General features: G+C 35.8%; 27 protein-coding genes. 23 read left to right on the top strand and 4 right to left on the bottom strand.

The features are described 5' to 3' along the window. The first annotated feature begins 9 nt into the window (after positions 1–9). The 16 genes from COU51_02890 to COU51_02965 all read left to right on the top strand — a co-directional run bounded on the left by COU51_02890 (position 10) and on the right by COU51_02965 (position 11,816). On the top strand, positions 10–567 hold the full coding sequence (locus COU51_02890) for a 50S ribosomal protein L6 (GenBank protein PIR66639.1): 558 nt from the start codon (positions 10–12) through the stop codon (positions 565–567). 69 nt (positions 568–636) lie between these two features. Further along, complete coding sequence (locus COU51_02895; protein PIR66640.1) at positions 637–987, top strand: 50S ribosomal protein L18; 351 nt, start codon at positions 637–639, stop codon at positions 985–987. A gap of 33 nt (positions 988–1,020) precedes the next feature. Next, positions 1,021–1,488, top strand: a complete 468-nt coding sequence (locus tag COU51_02900) for a 30S ribosomal protein S5 (GenBank protein ID PIR66641.1) — start codon at positions 1,021–1,023, stop codon at positions 1,486–1,488. Between the two features lie 4 nt (positions 1,489–1,492). Further along, positions 1,493–1,927, top strand: a complete 435-nt coding sequence (rplO, locus tag COU51_02905; GenBank protein PIR66642.1) for a 50S ribosomal protein L15 — start codon at positions 1,493–1,495, stop codon at positions 1,925–1,927. 45 nt (positions 1,928–1,972) lie between these two features. After that, the gene (locus COU51_02910; protein PIR66643.1) at positions 1,973–3,244 is read left to right on the top strand and encodes a preprotein translocase subunit SecY; all 1,272 of its coding nucleotides are present in this window, start codon (positions 1,973–1,975) and stop codon (positions 3,242–3,244) included. Between the two features lie 43 nt (positions 3,245–3,287). Beyond that, complete coding sequence (locus tag COU51_02915) at positions 3,288–3,917, top strand: adenylate kinase (GenBank protein PIR66644.1); 630 nt, start codon at positions 3,288–3,290, stop codon at positions 3,915–3,917. 96 nt (positions 3,918–4,013) lie between these two features. Continuing rightward, positions 4,014–4,784: a type I methionyl aminopeptidase gene (map, locus tag COU51_02920; GenBank protein ID PIR66645.1), complete on the top strand. Its 771-nt coding sequence runs from the start codon at positions 4,014–4,016 to the stop codon at positions 4,782–4,784. Positions 4,785–4,812: 28 nt separating this feature from the next. Continuing rightward, a complete protein-coding gene (locus COU51_02925; GenBank protein ID PIR66646.1) occupies positions 4,813–5,196 on the top strand; it encodes a Holliday junction resolvase RuvX in 384 nt (127 codons plus the stop codon). Positions 5,197–5,217: 21 nt separating this feature from the next. Continuing rightward, positions 5,218–5,949 carry a DNA repair protein RecO gene (recO, locus tag COU51_02930; protein ID PIR66647.1) on the top strand — a complete coding sequence of 244 codons (732 nt, stop codon included), beginning with the start codon at positions 5,218–5,220 and terminating at the stop codon, positions 5,947–5,949. A gap of 4 nt (positions 5,950–5,953) precedes the next feature. Beyond that, on the top strand, positions 5,954–7,339 hold the full coding sequence (locus tag COU51_02935; protein PIR66648.1) for an aspartate--tRNA ligase: 1,386 nt from the start codon (positions 5,954–5,956) through the stop codon (positions 7,337–7,339). Between the two features lie 83 nt (positions 7,340–7,422). After that, positions 7,423–7,878 (top strand): hypothetical protein, encoded by a 456-nt coding sequence (locus COU51_02940; GenBank protein ID PIR66649.1) that lies wholly within the window; start codon positions 7,423–7,425, stop codon positions 7,876–7,878. Positions 7,879–8,052: 174 nt separating this feature from the next. After that, entirely contained in the window at positions 8,053–8,964 is a 912-nt protein-coding gene (locus COU51_02945; GenBank protein ID PIR66650.1) for a hypothetical protein, read from the top strand. Between the two features lie 3 nt (positions 8,965–8,967). After that, positions 8,968–10,056 carry a hypothetical protein gene (locus COU51_02950; protein PIR66651.1) on the top strand — a complete coding sequence of 363 codons (1,089 nt, stop codon included), beginning with the start codon at positions 8,968–8,970 and terminating at the stop codon, positions 10,054–10,056. Between the two features lie 112 nt (positions 10,057–10,168). Further along, positions 10,169–10,459 carry a hypothetical protein gene (locus tag COU51_02955; GenBank protein PIR66652.1) on the top strand — a complete coding sequence of 97 codons (291 nt, stop codon included), beginning with the start codon at positions 10,169–10,171 and terminating at the stop codon, positions 10,457–10,459. A gap of 164 nt (positions 10,460–10,623) precedes the next feature. Further along, the gene (locus COU51_02960) at positions 10,624–11,106 is read left to right on the top strand and encodes a hypothetical protein (GenBank protein ID PIR66653.1); all 483 of its coding nucleotides are present in this window, start codon (positions 10,624–10,626) and stop codon (positions 11,104–11,106) included. Positions 11,107–11,603: 497 nt separating this feature from the next. Continuing rightward, positions 11,604–11,816: a hypothetical protein gene (locus COU51_02965; protein ID PIR66654.1), complete on the top strand. Its 213-nt coding sequence runs from the start codon at positions 11,604–11,606 to the stop codon at positions 11,814–11,816. A gap of 94 nt (positions 11,817–11,910) precedes the next feature. On the opposite strand, the gene COU51_02970 is transcribed toward COU51_02965, so the two are convergent. Further along, positions 11,911–13,179: a hypothetical protein gene (locus COU51_02970; protein ID PIR66655.1), complete on the bottom strand. Its 1,269-nt coding sequence runs from the start codon at positions 13,177–13,179 to the stop codon at positions 11,911–11,913. A 201-nt stretch (positions 13,180–13,380) separates the two neighbouring features. Between COU51_02970 and COU51_02975 the strand changes: the two genes are divergently transcribed. From COU51_02975 to COU51_03005, 7 genes are all read left to right on the top strand, one after another. Further along, a complete protein-coding gene (locus COU51_02975; protein ID PIR66656.1) occupies positions 13,381–14,160 on the top strand; it encodes a hypothetical protein in 780 nt (259 codons plus the stop codon). Positions 14,161–14,176: 16 nt separating this feature from the next. After that, on the top strand, positions 14,177–14,872 hold the full coding sequence (locus COU51_02980) for a hypothetical protein (protein PIR66657.1): 696 nt from the start codon (positions 14,177–14,179) through the stop codon (positions 14,870–14,872). Continuing rightward, positions 14,869–15,414, top strand: coding sequence for an SMC-Scp complex subunit ScpB (scpB, locus tag COU51_02985; GenBank protein ID PIR66658.1), 546 nt, complete (start codon positions 14,869–14,871; stop codon positions 15,412–15,414). Before COU51_02980 ends, scpB begins: the two co-directional genes overlap by 4 nt. Positions 15,415–15,436: 22 nt before the next feature. Beyond that, positions 15,437–16,381 (top strand): hypothetical protein, encoded by a 945-nt coding sequence (locus COU51_02990; protein ID PIR66659.1) that lies wholly within the window; start codon positions 15,437–15,439, stop codon positions 16,379–16,381. 309 nt (positions 16,382–16,690) lie between these two features. Beyond that, complete coding sequence (locus COU51_02995; GenBank protein PIR66660.1) at positions 16,691–17,158, top strand: ligand-binding protein SH3; 468 nt, start codon at positions 16,691–16,693, stop codon at positions 17,156–17,158. Between the two features lies 1 nt (position 17,159). Further along, positions 17,160–17,657 carry a hypothetical protein gene (locus COU51_03000; protein PIR66661.1) on the top strand — a complete coding sequence of 166 codons (498 nt, stop codon included), beginning with the start codon at positions 17,160–17,162 and terminating at the stop codon, positions 17,655–17,657. A gap of 57 nt (positions 17,658–17,714) precedes the next feature. Continuing rightward, positions 17,715–18,248 (top strand): hypothetical protein, encoded by a 534-nt coding sequence (locus COU51_03005; GenBank protein PIR66662.1) that lies wholly within the window; start codon positions 17,715–17,717, stop codon positions 18,246–18,248. On the opposite strand, the gene COU51_03010 is transcribed toward COU51_03005, so the two are convergent. From COU51_03010 to COU51_03020, 3 genes are all read right to left on the bottom strand, one after another. After that, the gene (locus COU51_03010; GenBank protein PIR66663.1) at positions 18,243–18,755 is read right to left on the bottom strand and encodes an aminoacyl-tRNA hydrolase; all 513 of its coding nucleotides are present in this window, start codon (positions 18,753–18,755) and stop codon (positions 18,243–18,245) included. The genes COU51_03005 and COU51_03010 overlap by 6 nt on opposite strands. Before the next feature lie 44 nt (positions 18,756–18,799). Continuing rightward, positions 18,800–20,149, bottom strand: coding sequence for a ribosome biogenesis GTPase Der (gene der, locus COU51_03015; protein PIR66664.1), 1,350 nt, complete (start codon positions 20,147–20,149; stop codon positions 18,800–18,802). A 15-nt stretch (positions 20,150–20,164) separates the two neighbouring features. Next, positions 20,165–21,092 (bottom strand): hypothetical protein (locus tag COU51_03020; protein PIR66665.1); only part of this gene is annotated, 928 nt, incomplete at its 5' end.

The following is a 21,092-nucleotide window of genomic DNA, read 5'->3' on the forward strand; positions in this document are numbered from 1 at the left end:
TATAAAAATATGAGTCGTATAGGAAAAAAACCAATTATTATTCCAGGTGGCGTTGAGGTCAATATTGAGGGCCGGGAAGTAAAAGTTAAAGGACCGAAAGGAGCCCTATCCTTAGTGTTGCACGATCATGCAAAAGCAGAAATAAAAGAAGAGGGAAATGAAAAATTTATACAAGTATCAGTTATAAATCCCTTAAATAAAGCAGATAGAGCAATTTGGGGACTTTCGGCAAAACTTATATATAATATGGTTTGTGGTATTACGGAAGGATTTAAAAAAGAATTAGAAGTAAATGGAGTTGGATATAAGGTAGCATTGCAAGGAAATACAATAAAATTAGAAGTTGGGTATTCACATCCTGTAGAGTTTGCTTTACCGGAAGGTATTAGCGCAGAAGTTCAGAAAAATGTTATTACTATTTTGGGAATAGATAAGCAACTGGTTGGAGAAATGGCGGCACAAATAAGAAAAATTAGAAAGCCAGAGCCGTATAAAGGCAAGGGAATCAAATATTCAGACGAAGTCATAAGAAGAAAAGCAGGAAAAGCCGCAAAATCTGCTGGCTAAAAAAAGCTATTAGCATATAGGTTATTAGTTAAATAATGATTATATCTTAAACTGTTAATCGCTAACTTTATGAACAAAGAAAAGCAAAAACAAGCACAAAGATTGAGACGTAAAATCCGCGTTAAAGCAAAAGGCACTGCAGAGTGTCCAAGATTAAGCGTGAAAAGAAGCTTGACTGGTATTTATTCACAATTGATAGATGATGTTGCACTAAAGACATTAGTGAGCGCTTCTTCAAAAGAAATAAAAGAAAAAGGTTTAGATAAATCAAAGACTGCTTCATTGGTAGGAAAATTGCTTGCCCAAAAGGCTGGAGAAAAAGGAATAAAAAAAGTTGTTTTTGATAAAGGTGCTTATAAATATCATGGAAGAATAAAAGCCCTTGCAGACGGTGCCAGAGAGGGAGGGCTACAATTTTAACAGTTAATTATACCTTAATCGCAAAACATTATTATGATGAAGAAAAATTTTAAAAAAAGACCTCCAAGAGAAGAAAAAGAGTTTGACCAGAAACTTGTTGATCTTGCGCGCGTAACTCGCGTTACAAAAGGTGGAAAACAAATGAGTTTTCGCGCTACGATTGTTATTGGAGATAGAAAAGGACGCGTAGGATTTGGAATTGGTAAATCAAGTGACGTTTCTACTGCGATTTCTAAGGCTGCAAAAGAAGCAAAGAAAACTCTTCTTTCAGTGCCTCTTAAAAACGAAACAATTCCACACGAGGTTTTATCAAAATTTGGCGCGGGAAAGGTATTGATTAAGCCGGCAACTAAAGGAAGAGGTATAAAAGTAGGCGGAGCAATGCGTGTTGTTTTTGAGCTTGCCGGAGTGCCGAATGTTACTGGAAAGATATTGGGTTCAAAAAATAAGATAAATATTTTATACGCAACATTTGAGGCGTTAAAACAGTTGAGAAAATAGTCATATGTCTATCAAATTACACAATTTAAGTCCAAATACTCTTAGAAAAAAGAAAAAACGAATAGGTCGCGGAAATGCATCCGGACACGGTTCGTATTCTACAAGAGGAATTAAAGGACAGAAATCACGTTCCGGTGTTAGCGGATTAAAGTTAAAAGGAATGAAGCACATTGTTTTGGCTACCCCAAAACTTCGTGGATTTAAGAGTGTCCACTTCAAACCTCATACAATTACTTTATCTCAGCTGGATAAATTTTTTAATGATGGAGAAATGGTAACTCCAAAAGTTTTATTATCTAAAAAAATGATTGACTCAAAAACTGAAAAAGTAAAAATAGTTTCCTCGGGTGAGTTAACTAAAAAATTAACAATCAAAGATTGTAAGATTTCTGCCGGCGCTGTTAAAAAAATAGAAAAAGCTGGTGGGAAAATAGAGTAAACAGTATCTCGTGTATTTTTTTATTGAATATTAGATATCAAATTTATGCTCGAAAAGTTTACAAAAATCTGGAAAGATAAAGAAGTTCGAAATAAGATTTTATTTGTTTTGGGCATGCTTGCTGTTTTTAGAATAGCGGCACATATCCCAATGCCGGGAGTTGATGTAGAAAATTTGAAAAGATTTTTTTCTTCCAATCAAATTTTGGGATTAGTAAACATTTTTTCCGGCGGAGCTATGGCAAGTTTTTCCATAGTTGCTTTGGGAGTTGCCCCATACATTACAGCATCAATTATTTTTCAGCTTCTTTCAATGATTATTCCACGTCTAGAAGCTCTTTCAAAAGAAGATGGTGGAAGAGAAAAAATAAATCAATACACCAGATATTTAACTATTCCTTTGGCATTTTTACAATCATACGCAATGATTAATTTAATATCTCGTTCTTCAAGACAGATTTTTTCCGATTTGTCGCCGTTTAATATTTTTTCAATGATGATAACGATGACGGCAGGCACTATATTTTTGATGTGGATTGGTGAGCTTATTTCTGAAAAAAAAGTTGGTAATGGAATTTCTCTTTTAATTTTTGCCGGAATCGTTGACCAATTGCCTGGCGCGCTTCAACAAATTATCGTTACTTACGACAGGGCTCAGATGATAAATCTTTTAGCCTTTATCGCTATTGCCGTTGTTACGGTAATTGGAGTAGTTATGATGAATGAGGCGCAAAGGAACATCCCTATTTCTTATGCAAAAAGGGTGCGAGGAAACAAGATGTACGGCGGAGTAGACAGTCATCTTCCTTTACGTGTAAATATTGCCGGCGTTATTCCTATTATCTTTGCAATTTCTATTATTCTATTTCCACCAATGATAGCGCAGTTTTTTGTAGGAGCCAAAACCGCATGGGTGGCCGGATTTGCAGAAAAAGTTATAGAACTTTTTGGAAATCAACTTCTTTATGGCATACTTTATTTTGTCCTAGTTGTTGCTTTTACTTATTTCTATACATCTGTAATTTTTCATCCTCATCAAATTGCCGAAAATTTGCAGAAATCAGGCGGATTCGTTCCTGGTATACGGCCTGGAGAAAATACTGCTGCTTATTTAAAATATGTTATTAATCGTATTATTTTTGCTGGCGCGCTTTTCTTGGGCGCATTGGCCATCCTGCCTTTGATAATGCAACAAGTTACTGGATTACAAAGCTTGGTTATTGGCGGTACCAGTTTACTTATCGTTGTTTCGGTGGTAATTGAAACGGTAAAACAAATAGAATCACAATTATTGATGAGAGAATACGATAAATATTAGAAATTGCTTAGTGTAAACTATTGAGGAAGTTAGCTAAAAAATTATGAATATTATTTTCTTGGGTCCGCAAACATCGGGAAAGGGGACTCAAACGGAACGCTTGTCGGAAAAGCTAAATATCCCTATTCTTAGAAGCGGAGACATTCTACGAAATAAAAAAACAATAGATGATGCAGAAGGGCGAGAGATCGCTTCTTTTATTGATGTGGGAAAATTAATTCCGGATGAAATGATGAATGATATTATAAAAGAAGAATTACAAAAAGAAGTTTATAAAAATGGAGTTATTTTTGACGGATATCCAAGAAATATACTTCAAGAAAAACATTTGGAAGAAATAATTAATATTGATAAAGCTATTTTTTTGGACGTTCCGGATGCTATTGTTCTAAAAAGAATGACAGCTCGAAGAATATGTTCTAAATGCAGGGCAGTATATAATTTGAGTAGCAACCCGCCAAAAGAAGAAGGCAAGTGCGATAAATGCCAAGGCGACCTTATTCAACGTCCTGACGATACAGAGTCGGCAATTGCAGTGCGCTTAAATATTTATCATAACTTAACAGAGCCTTTGGTTAATTATTATAAAGAACAAGACAAGTTAATTCGTATTGATGGAACAAAAAGCATAGAAGAAGTTCGGCAAGAAATTATTAATGCATTAGAGAATTAATGGTTTTCTTAGTATATAGTTTGGATAAATGAAATATGGCCCGAGAGGGCTTTTTATAATTGTAAAATATGGCGTTTTTTGTTAAGATATATTCATATGATTAGATTAAAAACTAAACAAGATATAGATAATTTGATGCAAGGTGGCGCAATATTGAGCCGGATTTTGGGTGAAATAAAAGCAATGGTAAGGGCTGGGATATCAAGTTTAGGGTTAGAAAAAACAACAAATAGCCTAATGAAAGAAGCGGGTGGTGTGCCGGCATTTTTGGGCTATGCTCCGCAGGGAAATAAAAAATATCCTGCCGCGCTTTGTATGTCTGTTAATGAGGGGATAGTTCATACGCCGGCAAATATTGATTATATTATAAAAGACGGAGATATGGTAAATCTTGATTTAGGTTTTAAGTATAAAGGGATGATAACCGACATGGCAACAACTGTTATTGCCGGAAGCACTGATCAAAGAAATAAAAAACTCTTGGCGACAACAAAAAAATGTTTGGAAGAGGCAATAAAAGAATGTCAGCCAGGCGCTCCTATTTCTGCAATTGGAAAGCGGATAGAAAATATTGCAAAAGGCGAAGGATTTTTTGTTATAAAAGAACTTGTTGGACACGGAGTGGGTTATAGTGTTCATGAATCGCCAGTTGTACCAAATTATTATGATAAAAATATGGATGGTGTAATTATGGAAGAAGGGCTTGTAATCGCGATTGAGCCGATGCTTTCTATGGGCAGTGAGGACATAGATATTGCGGAAGACGGTTGGACATATGTAACAGCAGATAGAAGTCGAGCGGCGCATTTTGAAGCAACAGTGGCAATAACAGAAAACGGTCCAAAAATAATAACACCAATAGTATAATAATTTATATATCTAACCGCTAATTGCTATGAATATAATATCTATAGACTACGGCACAAAAAATATTGGGCTTGCGATGAATAATGATACTGAGATAGCTTTTCCGTTGAAAAGTATTATTAATAATGAAAAGGCGATAGAAGAGATAAAGGATGTATATGATGAGGAGATGGCGGGTAAAATTATTATAGGAATGCCAACAAAAATGAATAGGACTGCCGGTGCGCTTGCAGAAGAAATAAAAGCATTTGCAGAAAAATTAAAAGAAGCCGGATTGCAGATTGAATTTGAAGATGAGCTTCTTTCATCAGAAATGACAAAAAAAATGATGGAAGGCTATAAAGGCAAATACGATAAAGATGCGGTAGAGGCGGCAGTTATACTACAAACATATCTTGAGCGGAATATTTAATAGTATCAAATATTTATTTTTATGTTCTCAATGATAAAGACCTCCGGATTTGTTATCAAGAAATATGATTTCCGGGAGTATGATAGGATTTATACCGTTTATACTGAGGAACTGGGGAAAGTTCCTATTTTTGTGAGAAGCGCGCGAAAGATAAAAAGTAAGCTTGCCCCAGGGCTTGAAAATTTTAATGAAGTCCGTCTTAATTTTATAAAAGGAAGGATTTTTAATCATTTGGCCGGTTGGAGCACAACTGTGGCAAACAGCAAGATATTGCGTGAAACAGAAAAAATAGAAGCAACTTATGATTGTTTATATCTTTTGGATAGACTAATAAAAGAAGAAGAGCCGGACAAGAATATTTTTGGATTATTGAAAGAAGTAATAAACGCAATAAATACTCCATTTTTTCTCCCCCTTTCCAAGGGGGAGTTAGAGGGGGTTCTGCAAAAAATAAAAGTATATTTTTTTTGGAGATTGGTTGATTCATTGGGCTACCGACCCCAGCTTGACTCTTGCGCATTTTGTGGTAATCTAATTAAAGAGGAGAGTAGGGAATTGCGGTTCAATATAACAGATAATATAATAATATGTAGGCAATGCGCCGGTGACGGTATGGCTATAGGAGAGCAAACCCTTCAGACATTAAAACAGATTTTCCAATTTTCGCTAAATAGTTTTTTAAACTTGGAATTAGACGAACAGCTTATTTCCATTACAAATAAATCAAAACAAATAAAATTAAGTGAATTATAAATTTATGCAAGATAGAATTTTTAATACCGACGCAGTAGGAAAAGTCGGCGCATCTGTTACTCTTTCCGGCTGGGTTCATGCCCGCCGTGATATGGGAAAAATTATTTTTATAGACCTTCGCGATAAAACCGGTTTAATGCAGGTTGTTTTTGCCGATCCAAAGCTTGTTAAGCAGGCTGATGAGCTTCGTCCCGAGTTTGTTGTAAAAATTGTAGGTATGGTAAAAAGTAGAGGGGAAAAATATTTTAATAAAAAGCTTGCTACCGGCGAAGTGGAAATAGAAGCCACGGAATTAGAGATTTTGAACGAAGCCAAAACTCCGCCATTCGAAATTGATAAAGACACAACCCCTGTAAACGAAGAAACTCGTCTGAAATATAGATATTTGGATTTGCGAAGCGAAAGAATGCACAAAAATATGGAACTTCGCCATAGAGTAATAAATTTTTTAAGAAATTATTTGGATAAAGAAGGATTTTGTGAAATAGAAACACCAAGTCTCACAAAAGGAACGCCGGAAGGCGCGCGTGAATTTATCGTTCCGTCACGTCTTCATCCGGAAAATTTTTATGTTCTTCCGCAGTCGCCTCAACAATTTAAACAACTCTTGATGGTTGCCGGTATGGAAAGATATTATCAAATAGCAAGGTGCTTTCGTGATGAAGACCAGCGTGGCGATCGCCAGCCGGAATTTACTCAGTTGGATATGGAGATGTCTTTTATAGAGCAAGAAGACATTTTATCATTGATAGAAACAATGACAATAAAAATGATACAAGAATTGTTTCCGGAAAAAAAGATATCCAGCAACCCTTTCCCGCGTCTTACCTATGCGGAAGCAATGCAAAAATACAATAGCGACAAACCGGACTTGCGCCAAGACAAAAACGATAAAGACGAACTGGCTTTTTGCTGGGTAGTTGATTTTCCGATGTTTGAAATGGGCGAATCGGACGGAAAGATGGGAGCGATGCACCATCCATTCACTTCACCAAAAGAAGAAGATGCCGAGCTATTGGATGCCAGTCCGCTCAAAGTCCGCGCCAATGCTTATGATTTGGTATTAAACGGATATGAAGTTGGTGGCGGAAGTATCAGAATCCATAAGCGTGATTTGCAAAATAAAATTTTTGAAATTTTGGGACTTTCCAAAGAAGAGATTGAAGCGAAGTTTAGTCACATGCTAGAAGCTTTTGAATATGGTGCGCCTCCTCATGGCGGAATTGCTTGGGGACTTGATAGGTTTATTATGTTAATGGCAGGCGAACCGAACATTCGCGAAGTAATGGCCTTTCCAAAGACAGGAGACGCTAGGGACCCTTTGATGGGAGCACCATCGCCACTTCCGGAAAAATCTTTGCGCGAAGTGCATATAAAAACAGTAGAATAATATCGAGGCGGCCGTTAGGCCGCCTTTTGTTTATCATTGATTTTTTGAGAAAACTATGATAGTGTCAAATAAGAAGAGAGTAGATGAAAATATTCGCAGGCGGTTTATTCGGTAAAATTGGAACATTGTTATTGAGCTTACTAGCTTTTATCTGGACAATGCCTAATACGCTGATTGGATTATTTGTTGGGATTGTTTTAACTTTTGCCTGGCCAAAATGGAAGTATGGGATGCTTATTTTTTCTTCCGGAAAAGGGATAAGCAATACTGTCCGGAAATTTGGCACCCATGCCATAACATACGGATATGCGGTTATTTTTTGGGAGCCACAATTCGCAGAAGATAGACGCTATTTAGCACATGAAGCGCACCATGTAAAACAATACAAAATGTTGGGCCCATTGTTCCTTCCAGTTTACGCATTTTTTTTGATATTGTCCAAAGGAAGCCAGGGTCCGTGCCATTTATTAGAAAAAACAGCATACAAAAAAATGGAGGAGCACAATTTGATAAAATCGGCGGAAGATGATATAAATTAAGCAAGGAGGGCAAGATGGAAAAGTCAAAGTTTGACGATTGGTACGAACATTCTCGGTATAAGAAGGCTGAGGATCCTTTTGAAAAAAATGCAGGCAGATATTTGAAGCTCGTGCTTCTTATCATTCTTCTTCTTGGAGCAACTTTTGCAATGCTTTATGGATTAAGTGTCGCATTTGGTCATTAATACATTTTGGGAGTCACCTCGACTCCTTTTTTTAATTTCGTTTTTCAGCGGAGTTGAAAAAATAGTCATTTTGTGGTATATTAAGCTTATGAAAAAAATATTAGCTTGGGTAAAAATCGTATTTTCAATTATAATAGGCGCTATTTTGGGAGCCGGGATTTTTAGTTTTGTTGTTGCAAAGACATTATATTTTCCAAATATTAAAAATGTTGCTGCTGATGGGGCAACAGGATTATTTTTTAGTGCCTATCAATATAATCCATGGCTTTGGAATAAAGAGAAAATAACAATTATAAATATTGAAGACCGCAAAAATGATGCGCCATATGTTCAATACAAATTAAAAGGCGATGTAGGTAGTATCCGCCTTATTCATAGCGGAGAAGATTTTGCTCTAATTGCTTATAGTGATCCAAATTTTTCTTCTATGGAAAGCGGATATATCGTTCACCGTTCGCCAAAATCAGAAAGTGAAAACACAATAGATGAAATACATATTGGTGGAAACATTATTGCCGTTGCACCTGATGAAAGCGGATATTTTTATCAATCGCAAGGAAAAATATTTAAAAGAAGTTGGGACGGCGAAACGCTTTTAGAAGTAGATCTTGGTATGGAGCTTGAGCCTATTGTTCATTTTCAGCTAATAGGAATGTGGACAGGGATGGAAAACAATCCTGTATTATTTTTTAGCAATAACACAAAAATGGCTTTTTATGGGACACCATTGAGAGAACGAGATGGGTTTTTATTTATCTGGGATTTGGAAAAAAATAAGATTGAAAAGATTTCTACTCAAGAAAAGTTTCCTGGCTATGGGAATGGCATAAGCGTTAAAGATGATAAATTATATTTAGAAAGAGATAGCGTAGTGTCTAAAAAAGTTTTAGTCGCGGAATAAATTATGGTCAAAAAACTATACACTAAAATTAAATTATTTTACGAAAAATACGAACGTCTGCTTTTGCCTGGGACTTTAGTTTTTGGTGTGATTGTTGATTTTATCACCTTCAAAAGTATTCAGATAAACTATGCTTTTATAATTTTAGGTTTGCATATTCTGTTTGTCGGCGCAATAATCGCTTTTCTAAACTTTTACGATGCCGGACTTATAAGCAACAAAAATCGCGTGCTAAAATATTTTCGTCTTCTTTGTCCTTTGGGAATCCAGTTTTCATTTGGTGCGCTTCTTTCGGCTTGTTTTATTTTTTATTTTTTTAGCGGTTCGCTTTATGTTAGCTGGCCGTTTATTTTATTGATTGTTATTTTGATGATTAGCAACGAAGTATCCCGCGAATATTATTTACGCGCGCGAGTGCAGATAAGTATTTATTTTTTTCTATTGTTTTCTGTTTTTGCTATTATCCTGCCTTTTGTTTTAGAAAAATTGGGAGCATGGATTTTTCTCTCAGCCGGCGCGCTTTCACTCCTTGTTATTTTTTTATACATTACTTTTTTATCCCGTTATATAAAGTCAGAGAAAATCACAATAAAGCGTTTTGCGGTGCCGGTCATAATTATTTTTATTTTTATCAATGCTTTATATTTTTTTAATGTTATCCCGCCTATGCCGCTTTCATTAAAAGATTCTGTTATTGGACACTCAATAAGTAGGTCAGATGGCGAATATACTATAGCGATAGAACCAGAATCATTTTTAGAAAGTATTTTGCCGGGACAAACTATTCATAAAGTTTCTGGAGAGGCGGTCGTGGTTTATACCGCAATATTTGCGCCGGGTAATCTGGCGACAGATATTGTCCATCATTGGCAATATAAAGAAAATGGCAAATGGGTATCAATGGGCAGGTTTTCGTATAGTATTGCCGGTGGAAGAGCCGAGGGGTATCGCGGTTATTCTATAAAAAATGACGTGCCAGTTGGTAAATGGCGGGTGGACGTGGAAACAGCGCGCGGACAGGTGCTGGGACGCGTTCAGTTTGATGTTGTGGAGGCCAATTTTGCGCCCCTGCTGGTTGAAATAGTAGAATGATACTATCTCACATAACTTACGATTTAGAGTGGCTAATAGGTCGTTTTTAATTTTTGGAGGAGGTTTTTACTATTTACGGCAATACCATTATATGGTAGAGTATTGATGTTCATTGAAGCAAGGAGAAAGGGGAGTAAAAATGAAAAAGGTCATTGGAGTTCTTATGCTTTTGTCTTTTTTCGGAGCCGCGACGTTCGGATTTTTGACTTCTGGTGGAGATATTGATGCGCCCTATCAATATCTGCCTTTTGTCCCCAATTTTTTTGTGCGAATGCCTTGCATTATTATTTTAATCACGGCGCTTACAGGAGGTTTGGTAGGATTTGTAGTGTTAGCTTTTCATTTAATCACGTCAGAAGAAAGCAAAAAGACAGAAGGCCACTCAACGGAAGAAAAGGACTAGCCGTCCTAGTTATTGTCGCCAACTACAGTTGGCGATTTTTTTATTTTCACTCTGCCATTTCAAGTTCTTTTTTCGTTTTAAGCGAAGTGAAGAGTTTTGGCGCCAAAGGTGTCAACTTGACTTTTGTCTAAAAATATGTAAGAATATGAAAAAAGGAGATGCAAATGACGATTGTCGTTAGGCCATTTAACAAGTGGAATAAAAAAATACAAAGACGACTTTTAAACGCTACTTTTGATGACGGCTTTATGAGGAGAAAAGTACGTATAAATCCCGCTGTACGAACATTTGTTGCTTTTAATAAGCATCAAATTATGGGCTGGGCGTTGGTCTTTCGGCTAGGTCACAAAAAATGGTTTAATGTTTTTGTAAACGAAAGATACAAAAGGCAGGGCGTTGCTTCTCGTTTAATTTGTCAGGCAATAAAAAGAGAGAATAAACTTGATTTGGTTATTTGGGATGATATAACGAAAAATTTTTATACACAAATCAAGAAGCAATATCCTAATCATATTGTTCTTCGCGACTGGGAAAAGTGGTGCGAAAAAATAGCAAAGTATATTGTGGGGGAATATGCAAAGCAGACTTCTTATGTAGATATAATGCTTTATTTGTTGAAGCGCGAGATTTTTTCTCGCGTTTTTTAATTTTTATAAAATGTAATTCCTACCAAATTGGGGGATGGGTTATGCGGTGGAGGTGTGTTATAATAAAAAAATAAAATTAATTTTGATGGACATACATATGTATGTCCCTTGCTTCTATCTTTCCCCTTCGGAGAAGAGGGAGTGAGGAAACAGAAGAATATTTTAAAAAACATTTACTGGAAATAAAATAATTAATATGGATTAAATTTTTTCATATCGTGAGATGTGTGAAAAAGAAAATGTGCAGACCTTACAAAGATGTATATTTACAAAGGCGTGCTTTGCAGACGGGGACATTGTAAATCTCGATGAACATAACATATGTATGTTCATTTTATTTTGGATTGATGTGAGATTGCCACGCCGCGCGTACACGCACGCCCTACCACCCGGCAGGCAGGCTCGCAATGACGGAGAAAAAATGATATTATAAAAATATAATTAATTTTTTTAATATGGCGACATCAACAAAATCGGGGAGTGGGCTTGTGCGGATAATGATTATTTTAATTTTTTGTATATTGGTTGGATTTTTTATTTATGAGGGAGTGTCTCTTATATATTCCGGCGTGCAAGGGAAGTGGGAAGTTATTTTAGAATTCCAAGGCCTGAAGCTTTATATTACCAGTATCATCCCCGGGCTTTCTGTGGTATTTTTCGGTGTGGCAGTAATTATTTGGGGTCTTCCAAAAGCTATAAAAAATCTCTAACCCCCTTTAGCCCCCTTACACTAAAGGAGAGAATGGGTACGGAGCTCTACTGCATGAATGAATTAAAAAAACTCTCGGGTGAGAGTTTTTGCTTTTATAGCAACTTTTGAAATCGTTTTTTGTCGTCAACTGGTCCAATAATTGTGAGCACCGCTTTTCTACTAAATATCATATCTGCGGCGCGTTTCACATCTTCAAGAGTAACTGCCTGGATTTTATCCAAAACCTGTCGGGGAGTTTCTATCTTTCTATAAAACAGTTCCTGATTTCCGAAGAATTCTGCTACAGATGGAGAATCTTCAAGACCAAGAGCAAATCGCCCCTCGAGCATATTTTTTCCTTTTTTTAATTCTTTTTTGGTAATTCCTTTTTGAAGAACTTTTTCAAATTCTCGCAAAATGCTTTTTACGGCTTGTTCAATTTTGTCCGGTGATACTCCGGCATAGGTAGCAAAAAATCCTGCGTCTACTGCTCTGTCATTATGGATGCCAACGGTATAACAAAGTCCTTGTTGTCCTCGGATTCTTAGAAAGAGGCGAGAACTCATACTGCCACCCAATACAATGGACAGAATACGGCTTGCAGACGATAGCTCATGTTTTGCATGCATTGAAGGAAAACCGAGGATAAGATGGGCTTGTTGCGTATCTTGTGTGCGGATTGAAACAGTCCCTGGTTTGGCGCACAGCTTTTTGTCAAAACATTTCCATTCATACGCTCTTTTTTTCGGTTTGCTTGCAAAGTATTTTTCTAGAAGCAGTCGTGTGTTGTGCGGACTTGATATTTTTCCGGCAATACTTATTACAATATTTCCATTGGCATAAAACCGAGCATGATATTCTACGAAATTTTTTTTCGTAAAGCGTTCGATATTTGCCACCGGTCCCAAAATTGCTCTACCCAACGGCTGATTGCCAAAAAAAATTTCTTGCCAGTCTGTCCAAATTTGTGATCCGGGATTATCCAGTTTTCTTTTGATTTCTTGGATGATGACACTGCGTTCTTTATTAATCTCTGCTAGATCAAAGGGCGCATTGATAATCATATCAGAAAGAATATCAATAGCTTTTTCTACTTGTGAGCCGGCACATTGGATATGGTACGCTACTTCTTGGCGAGATGTGCCCCCATTGATTTCTGCGCCAATATTGTCAACGGCTTTTGCCACTGCTTCTGCACTGTTGTATTTCTTGCCACCCTTAAAGAACATATGCTCCTGAAAGTGCGCAAGCCCGTTTGTTTTTTCGTCCTCGCAACGTGAGCCGGCTTTTGCAAAAACTATAGCAGTAACAGCTTCTGTGGCTTCCATCGGAGTAAGAACTACTCGTATACCATTAGATAAGGTAGATTTTTCCGGAATCATTTTGCCTCTCCTTTTTTCCAATGGTCTTTGTTTACATTAGTATATTTTTTTAAAATCGTCAATTATTAAATATAAATAGAGGTATTTTGACCAAAGCTACATATTATTATACAATATAAATATAAGATTAAATTAAAATAAGCTTGGAGGGCAAGCTGTAAATTTTTCTTTACAGCCCATAGCTTGAGGCTTAATATTTTTATGTCAATCCCAAAAAGTATACTTAATTATTTGAAAAAAAATGATATTGAAGTACGAGTCGAGGGTCATAAAAAAGTTTTTACCGCCTATGATTTGGCAAAAACAATGGATGAAAAATTGAACAAAATCGGTAAGTCACTTCTCGTAAAAGTAGATGGTAAGCCATATTTGGTTTTGGTTCCCGGTCATTATCACTTGGATCTTGGAAAAATCAAAAAAGAACTAAAAGCGAAAAAAGTTGAGCTGGCTAATGAAAAAAGCGTTAGAAAATTATTAAATACAAAGCTTGGTGCACTTCACCCTTTTACCGGTATACACAAGGTAGAGCTTTTGCTTGATAAGGCACTTCTAAAATCTAAAGAGGTGATTATAAATGCCGGAAGTTTTACAGAAAGTTTGAGGATGAAGACAAAAGATTTGCATAAACTGGAAGACGCAAAAGTTGGAGAATTTGGTAAGATGGCGGTTCAAGCAGGAAAAAAAGCTGTAAAATCTGCACCAAAAAAAGTAAAAAAAGTGGTTAAGACAGTAAAGAAAGCCGGTGGAAAAATAAAAAAAGCTGTAAAAAGAGCATCATCCTCCAAGGCCGGAAAAATGGCAAAGAAAACCGTTAAAAAAGCTTATAAAAAAGCTCTTGGGACAAAAGCTGGAAAAAAAACTGCAAAAAAAATAAAGAAAGCGGTTAAGAAAGTCAAAAAGACCGCAAAGAAAATTGCAAAAAAATCCCCGGTCAAAGTAAATATCAGCAAAGTTCCAGCAATCAAGAGGAGAAAGAGATAATTGTTGACTTTTAGCTATGTATAATATAAAGCTGGAGCTGTTTGAGGGTCCTTTGGATCTTTTATTACAGCTTATAGAAAAGGAGGACTTGGATATAAACCAGATTTCGCTTGCCAAAATAGCAGACGAATATATTGATTATGTTGAACATCAAGAAAACATACCCGCAGGCGACCTGGCGGATTTTTTATTAATTGCGTCAAAGCTTTTGTATATAAAATCAAAATCCTTGTTGCCGTATCTTGTTTGGGATGAGGCAGAAGAAGATGCCACTTCTTTGGAAGATCAGCTAAAGCTTTATAAAGAATTTGTAGAAGCATCACAAAAAATAGATTCTTTGTTAAAATATGGAAATTATTTATTTTCCCGAGAGAGAGTCGTTATGCCAACCGGTTTTTATCCTCCAAAAAAATTAAAGGCTTTGGAACTGCGAACAATTTTTATGCAAATTTTGAACAGGATTGAGCCGATGATACAAAAAGGCAAAGAAATAAAACAGCGGGTTGTATCCATAAAGCAGAAAATAGACGACTTGAAAATAATGATAGGCAAAAAAGCTAAACTTGGTTTTAAGGAGTTCGTCGGAAAGGCGAAAAATAAAACAGAAGTTATCGTGAGTTTTTTGGCTTTATTGGAATTAATAAAACAAAAGATTATTAATGTGTCGCAGGAGGAATTGTTTAAAGATATTACAATAAATAAAAACTTATGAATATTAAATCAAAAATAGAAAGTTTATTGTTTGTTTCCGGAGCTCCTTTTGCGATTCATAAAATCGTAAAACTTTTGGATGCAAAAAAAGAAGATGTGGAAAAAGCAATTTTAGAATTGCAAAAAGAATATAAAGACGAAGGTCGCGGAATACAGATTGCCGTGACAACCGATAAATATCAAATGATTACCAGTCCGGATAATTCTAAACTGGTTGAAGAATTTTTGAATCAAGAAGTTATTAGTGATTTGACCAGACCTCAGCTTGAAGCGCTGACAATTATTGCTTATCGTGGGCCTATTTCCAAAACCGAGCTGGAGCAAATAAGAGGAGTCAATTGTAGTTTAATTTTGAGAAATCTTATGATAAGGGGATTGATAGAGATGGAAACAGATATTGGATTGGAAAAATATATTATTACTCACGAATTTTTAAAATTTTTAGGAGTTACCAGCGTAAACGATTTGCCGAATTATGAAAAATTGAATAAAGATAAAAATCTGGAAGAATTATTGGAAAGAACGGAAGAAAAAAATAATTAAATTTGGAAACCGAAATTAGAGTATGGAGTCTATCATAATTACAATCACCAGCCTACTATTATTATATAGCTCTTCTGGCGCTAATTTTAATCCTGAGAATATTATTATAAAGGTAAGCGCGAGTGAGACTTACAAGTTTCCGTATCATCTTGCTCTAGCAAAGCCGATGAGCTTTCCGTATAGACTGCGCGGAGTGCCCAACTTTGACGCAAATGATATTACAGCTGGCGGAGCTATTGTTGCCGATGAAGAAACTGGCAGGATTTTGTTTGAAAAAGATTCGTATGACAAAAAATCAATTGCTAGTTTGACTAAATTGATGACAGCTCTTGTCTGGTGGGAAGTTGACGGTGATTTGGAAAAAATAATAGAAATAAAAAGTGAGGATTATAGAGAAGGGGGAATAGCTTATTTTATTTCTGGAGAAAAAGTTCGGGTAAGAGACCTTCTCAATGCCGGACTTATCGCATCTTCCAACTCTGCCATGGCGGCGCTTGTAAGGAGTACGGGAATAACAGAAGAAGATTTTGTTTCGTTGATGAATGAGAAAGCAGAGTCATTGGGCATGTATAATACTCGTTTCAAAGAACCAACCGGACTTGATTATAAAAATATTTCTGTTGCATCCGACTTGTTTATTTTGGCGCGGGAAGTTTTTAAAAATCCTATTCTAGCTTCTATAACTCAAAAAGCATCATATTCTTTTACGCCGATTGGAAAGGGCGCTACAAGAAATATCCAAAGTACGGATTGGCTTTTATCAGAAAAAAATTCCACTTTTCAGGTAGTGGGCGGAAAAACCGGATATATTGAAGAGAGTAATTATAATTTTATATTAAAAGCGAGAAGCAATGAGGGAAAAAACGTTATCATTGTTTTATTAGGAAGCTCAGATAAGGGCACGCGGTTTGAAGAGGCAAAAAAATTGGTGAATTGGGTATTTAATAATTATGTCTGGAAAATATGATATTTCGTATCTAATATCTTGTATTTGGTATAAATGCGCAAAAATAGCGTATTTTTTGATATAATTTTTTTTGCTTATTTTAGGTAAGAATTAGCAAAAAAACTTGACAGAAAGGTAAAAATGTGCTATATCGCTTTTTAGTACGTTCCAAATTGCCTTGAAAGCTTATCAAACGCGCGTTTGGACAATGATATCTCAAATGCGTTTTTGTTTGCTAAGGGGAGAGTTCACACATGTCTTACCTCGACTTTACAAAAACAAAGTCGGGGCTTTTTTGATTTTTAGGCGATTTTAAGATAAGATGGATATATGTATAACAATGAGCTGACAACAATTCTTGTGGCAGCGGCGCCGATATCAGAACTTCGCGGAGCGATTCCGTTGGCTTTAGAAGTTTTTCATTTTAGTATTTTGAAAACATTGATATTGGCTTGGATTGGCAATTTTTTGCCGGTTCCTTTTATCCTTTATCTTTTGGGGCCGATAGAAAAGTTTCTTCGTCGATATAAAATATTTGATAGATTTTTTGATTGGCTTTTTCATCGCACCAAGCATAGATTTGAAGGAAAATATTTGAAATGGGGAGAGTTGGCGTTGGTGCTTTTTGTTGCCATTCCGCTTCCTGTAACCGGCGCATGGACCGGTTCTGTGGCGGCATATCTTTTTGGTATTCCAAAAAAACGGGCAATATTTTTTGTTTTCTTGGGGATTTTGATTGCATCTTTGGTTGTTACTGCTTTGGACTTGGGGATTGTAAATGGAATAAAATTATTTTAGAATGAAAAAACTTTATTTTTTATTGATTTTATTTATTCTTTTTGGTGCCAGCTGTAAGAGAGATGTGGCAATAGTTTTGGATTCTCCAGAAATTATACCTACTTTAGAAAAAACAGCAGAAACATTGAATTGGTCGGGAAGCGTTATGTCAAAAAATCCGTCTTCAGAGAATAATTATGGCAAGTCTTATCTTTTGAACGGTCCATCAAGAGAAAGTAAAGATCATCTATCGGTAGATTTTTCTTCTTTGGAAATATTGGAATATGGAACTAATGAATCTGCTAAATACAGTTTTTATAAAAACGAATGTTTTAAAGGAAAGGGGATACCGATTAAGATTGGTGGCGATAGCGTATGTTGTCTAAATAATATACAAGATGGATGGAGCTCTACTGTAATGCTGAGTGGGCATTACATTTTACGAGCTGTTGATTATTTTCATACAGATTGTTACGCAAAAAAATATTTGGAAGAATTTTTTAAAAATTATATAGATTAGAAAACAGCTTCTTGACAAAGCTGTTTTTATTTGGTGAGATGTTAGTAGTACATTGAAATGGAGAAAAAGATGAATGCATTCTGGCGTTATCTGGAGAAAGAAAAAATCGGTTGGAAAAAGATTTTACTTTTTTTGTTTTTTTGGTTTTTTGTAATCCAGACGTTTATGTTTGTTTTCATCAATAGAGTTGTTGGATTTGACGTAAAGGTTGTAGGAATAAAAGTCATTTTTGTCATAATCTGCTCAGCATTGATAGAAGAAGCGTCTTTTCGGGTAATGCCATTTTATCTGTCGTATGAGCTTTTCAAAAAGCTAAAAAGTTATAAATGGGCAACCTTAATTAGTCTCTTTTTTATATCCGGTTTTGCTTTTGGATTTGTTCATAAGGTTTGGCTGGGTGCTTGTATCAAGGCTATTGTTGGTATTTTTTATGGAATTGTCTATCTAAAGTTGGAAGGAATTAAGGGAAAGATGGTAAAACCATTCATTATTCTCTCGCTCTTCCATATTATTCATAATATTTTTGTTGTTTCGTTATTTAATAGTCATTTCTCAATTATTTACGGACAAAAAATAATCCCTGTTTTATAACAGGGATTTTATTTTTTCTAGTGATTTATTTAGTTCTTCAATTTCTTTTGGTTTGAATTTTTGCAGAACATACGATTCTGGCGGAGTTTTTTCCGGTCTGCCAATACCAATACGGACGCGGTTAAAATCTTTAGTATTCAAAACATCCATAATTGATTGCACGCCATTGTGTCCTGCGCTTCCGCGGGCGAATGCTTCGCGAGTTTCTCCAAGCGCGATATCCATATCATCATGAAAAACAATAATATTTTCCGGTTTTATTTTATAAAATTTTGCAACAGCGAGAACTGCTTCGCCGGAATTGTTCATAAAGGTGATTGGTTTTGCCAGAATTATTTTTTCTTTTCCCAATTTTGTTTCCGCTATTTCTGCCTTCAGTTTTTTATTCAATTTAAAATTAGACGCATCAAGTTTTTCGCGTAAAAAACCAACCGCTAAAAAGCCGGCATTATGGTGTGTTTTATCATATTGTTTTCCAGGATTGCCAAGACCAATGATAAGTTTCATATTTTTTTATTTATTTTTTTGATAGTTTATACTAAATACGAAAATTATACCTTAACATTTTTTACTTCCATTTTTATCGGAACACCAAGAAAGCCAAATTCTTCGCGTATTTTTTTCGATAAGAACTTTAGGTATGAATCATGGAGAGATGTTTTTTCTTTTATAAAAATTGTAAATCTTGGCGGTTGTACCCCAGATTGTTTTATGCCAAAGATATACGGATGATACACGCCCATTGCTTTTAGTGGCTTATGAGCTCGGGCAGTTTCTTTTATAAATTTTTCCAAAATTTTAGTGTCTATTGTTTTTTCTCTATTTTTCTTTACTTCCAATATCATATCATAAATTCGCCCCACTCTTTCTCCAGTTCCGGCTGACGTAAAAATAATTGGCGCCCAAGCCAAAAAGGGAAAGTATTTTTTTATATGAAGCATATATTTGCTATGCCAGTCTTCTTCTTTTATCAAGTCTATTTTGTTTCCGACGATTATAAGTCCTTTGTTTGATTCTTCTATCATGCTCGCTAAATGTTTATCTTGAGTACCAAATGGCTCCGACAGGTCTAGGACTAAAAGAACTATGTCGGACCTTTTTAGCGTAATGATGCTTTTTTTAACACCCATTTTTTCAAATCCGCGTTCAACGCGGGCTTTTTTTCTTATTCCTGCTGTGTCTATCAGGGTAATATTTTCACCTTTATATTCCAGACGAATATCTTGTGGTTCGCGAGTTGTATGCGGAATAGCGCTTACTACTGCAACTTCTTTGCTTAGTAGTTTGTTTAGAAGAGATGATTTGCCTACATTGGGTTTGCCGATAATAGAAACTTTTATTTCTTCCTCTTCTTTTATCGTCGATAAGCGTACTTTTAATTTTTTTAATTTTTTATATATTTCATCCAAAAGGTCTCCAATACCTGAACCATTTTTTGCAGAAACAACAGAAAAGTTTTTTATCGGGAGATTTTGCCATTCTTTGCTGTCCGTTTCAGAGCGTCTTTTTTTGTTGTCTCCTTTGTTAGCAACGACAATAAACGGTTTATCTTGCATCATCAGCTCATTGATGAGCCGGCGGTCATCCGGTAGTATGCCCGCTTCAAGATCCAAAACCAAGAGTATAACCTCCGCTTCACTTTTAGCGCGTTCAATCTGGCGGATAATATTTTTTTCCAGCTCATCTTTTCCTGCAATATCAAGACCGGCAGTATCAATAAGACCAAAAGTTTTTCCGCGCCAAACTGGCCTGCCATAAATAATATCGCGAGTTGTTCCGGGAGTTGCAGACATAATCGCTTTCGATTGTTCTATAATTCGGTTGAATAGTGTTGACTTGCCAACATTGGTGCGCCCTATTATTGCAACAATAGGCAGTTTTTTTATTTTTATGCCAGACATAATATTTTTTTAAAATTAAATTTGTTCCAGACTTTTCGTTCCAGTAATGATTATAAAATCAGGTTTTGTATCATAATCTATTTTTTCTTTTAGCCAATCAGGTATGGTCTGCGCGACATTCGCATCCAGAATACGTTTTATTTCCATTAATGCATCTTTTTTTTCTTCTGGTATATTGATGGCGTAAATAACATTTTTTTCAAAATCTTTTTGTGGAGAATTGCCAATGTCTTTTACTTTATATCCAAAGTCTTCTAAGGTAAGAGCGGTTGAACCGGCAAGTCCGCCAATGCTTGTTCCGTTTAAGATAACTAATAAAATATCCGATGTATTAGCATATGTTCCGGTATATTTTTCGTTACCGTAATCATTAAAAGGGTTGTTAGCGATTTTATGCAAATCAGACCAATTTTCTTTTTTTGGCAAAAGGACATATTGATTATTGTAGTAGTCAGAATATAGCGGACCCCCTGGTCCATTTGCGATAACATTAACTTTTATATTTTCTGTATTAATGTTTAAATCCTTATATGTTTTTGCAAGAGAGAGCGCTTCCCATGCGCTTATGTCGGTTGTGACATGTTCATCTAATGATCTTGATATTTTTTTTATAGTTGATAATGAAAGCAACGTATCTGATGAGAGAATTTTATTTTTTAACTCAAGGATTATTTGTTGTTGTCGTTTGCTTCTGGCAAAATCGTTTCCTTCGCCATTGTTTCCATGGCGTGAGCGAGCATATGTTAGCGCTGTTTCTCCGTCCATATGTTGCATGCCTTGTTTAAAAGTAACAGTTATCGTTCTGCCTTCTCCGTTACCGATTTCTTCTCTTGGAAAAAGCGGGTCGGTAAATGTGCGGGGGGCATCTACATCAATTCCGCCCACGGCATCAATTAGCGATTTAAAACCTTCAAAATCAAAACGGACATAATAATCAATGGGT

The sequence above is a fragment of the Parcubacteria group bacterium CG10_big_fil_rev_8_21_14_0_10_36_14 genome (assembly GCA_002772895.1).
Lineage (GTDB): Bacteria > Patescibacteriota > Patescibacteriia.

Coding starts and splice junctions, on each gene's coding strand:
- COU51_02940 (PIR66649.1), top strand. CDS start 7,423: ATGAAAATATTCGCAGGCGGTTTATTCGGTAAAATTGGAACATTGTTA.
- COU51_02915 (PIR66644.1), top strand. CDS start 3,288: ATGAATATTATTTTCTTGGGTCCGCAAACATCGGGAAAGGGGACTCAA.
- COU51_02990 (PIR66659.1), top strand. CDS start 15,437: ATGGAGTCTATCATAATTACAATCACCAGCCTACTATTATTATATAGC.
- COU51_02935 (PIR66648.1), top strand. CDS start 5,954: ATGCAAGATAGAATTTTTAATACCGACGCAGTAGGAAAAGTCGGCGCA.
- COU51_02890 (PIR66639.1), top strand. CDS start 10: ATGAGTCGTATAGGAAAAAAACCAATTATTATTCCAGGTGGCGTTGAG.
- COU51_02970 (PIR66655.1), bottom strand. CDS start 13,179: ATGATTCCGGAAAAATCTACCTTATCTAATGGTATACGAGTAGTTCTT.
- rplO (PIR66642.1), top strand. CDS start 1,493: ATGTCTATCAAATTACACAATTTAAGTCCAAATACTCTTAGAAAAAAG.
- COU51_03000 (PIR66661.1), top strand. CDS start 17,160: ATGAAAAAACTTTATTTTTTATTGATTTTATTTATTCTTTTTGGTGCC.
- COU51_02975 (PIR66656.1), top strand. CDS start 13,381: ATGTCAATCCCAAAAAGTATACTTAATTATTTGAAAAAAAATGATATT.
- COU51_03005 (PIR66662.1), top strand. CDS start 17,715: ATGGAGAAAAAGATGAATGCATTCTGGCGTTATCTGGAGAAAGAAAAA.
- COU51_02950 (PIR66651.1), top strand. CDS start 8,968: ATGGTCAAAAAACTATACACTAAAATTAAATTATTTTACGAAAAATAC.
- COU51_02895 (PIR66640.1), top strand. CDS start 637: ATGAACAAAGAAAAGCAAAAACAAGCACAAAGATTGAGACGTAAAATC.
- COU51_02965 (PIR66654.1), top strand. CDS start 11,604: ATGATTATTTTAATTTTTTGTATATTGGTTGGATTTTTTATTTATGAG.
- COU51_02960 (PIR66653.1), top strand. CDS start 10,624: ATGACGATTGTCGTTAGGCCATTTAACAAGTGGAATAAAAAAATACAA.
- COU51_02925 (PIR66646.1), top strand. CDS start 4,813: ATGAATATAATATCTATAGACTACGGCACAAAAAATATTGGGCTTGCG.
- recO (PIR66647.1), top strand. CDS start 5,218: ATGTTCTCAATGATAAAGACCTCCGGATTTGTTATCAAGAAATATGAT.
- map (PIR66645.1), top strand. CDS start 4,014: ATGATTAGATTAAAAACTAAACAAGATATAGATAATTTGATGCAAGGT.
- COU51_02995 (PIR66660.1), top strand. CDS start 16,691: ATGTATAACAATGAGCTGACAACAATTCTTGTGGCAGCGGCGCCGATA.
- COU51_02980 (PIR66657.1), top strand. CDS start 14,177: ATGTATAATATAAAGCTGGAGCTGTTTGAGGGTCCTTTGGATCTTTTA.
- scpB (PIR66658.1), top strand. CDS start 14,869: ATGAATATTAAATCAAAAATAGAAAGTTTATTGTTTGTTTCCGGAGCT.
- COU51_02900 (PIR66641.1), top strand. CDS start 1,021: ATGATGAAGAAAAATTTTAAAAAAAGACCTCCAAGAGAAGAAAAAGAG.
- COU51_03010 (PIR66663.1), bottom strand. CDS start 18,755: ATGAAACTTATCATTGGTCTTGGCAATCCTGGAAAACAATATGATAAA.
- der (PIR66664.1), bottom strand. CDS start 20,149: ATGTCTGGCATAAAAATAAAAAAACTGCCTATTGTTGCAATAATAGGG.
- COU51_02910 (PIR66643.1), top strand. CDS start 1,973: ATGCTCGAAAAGTTTACAAAAATCTGGAAAGATAAAGAAGTTCGAAAT.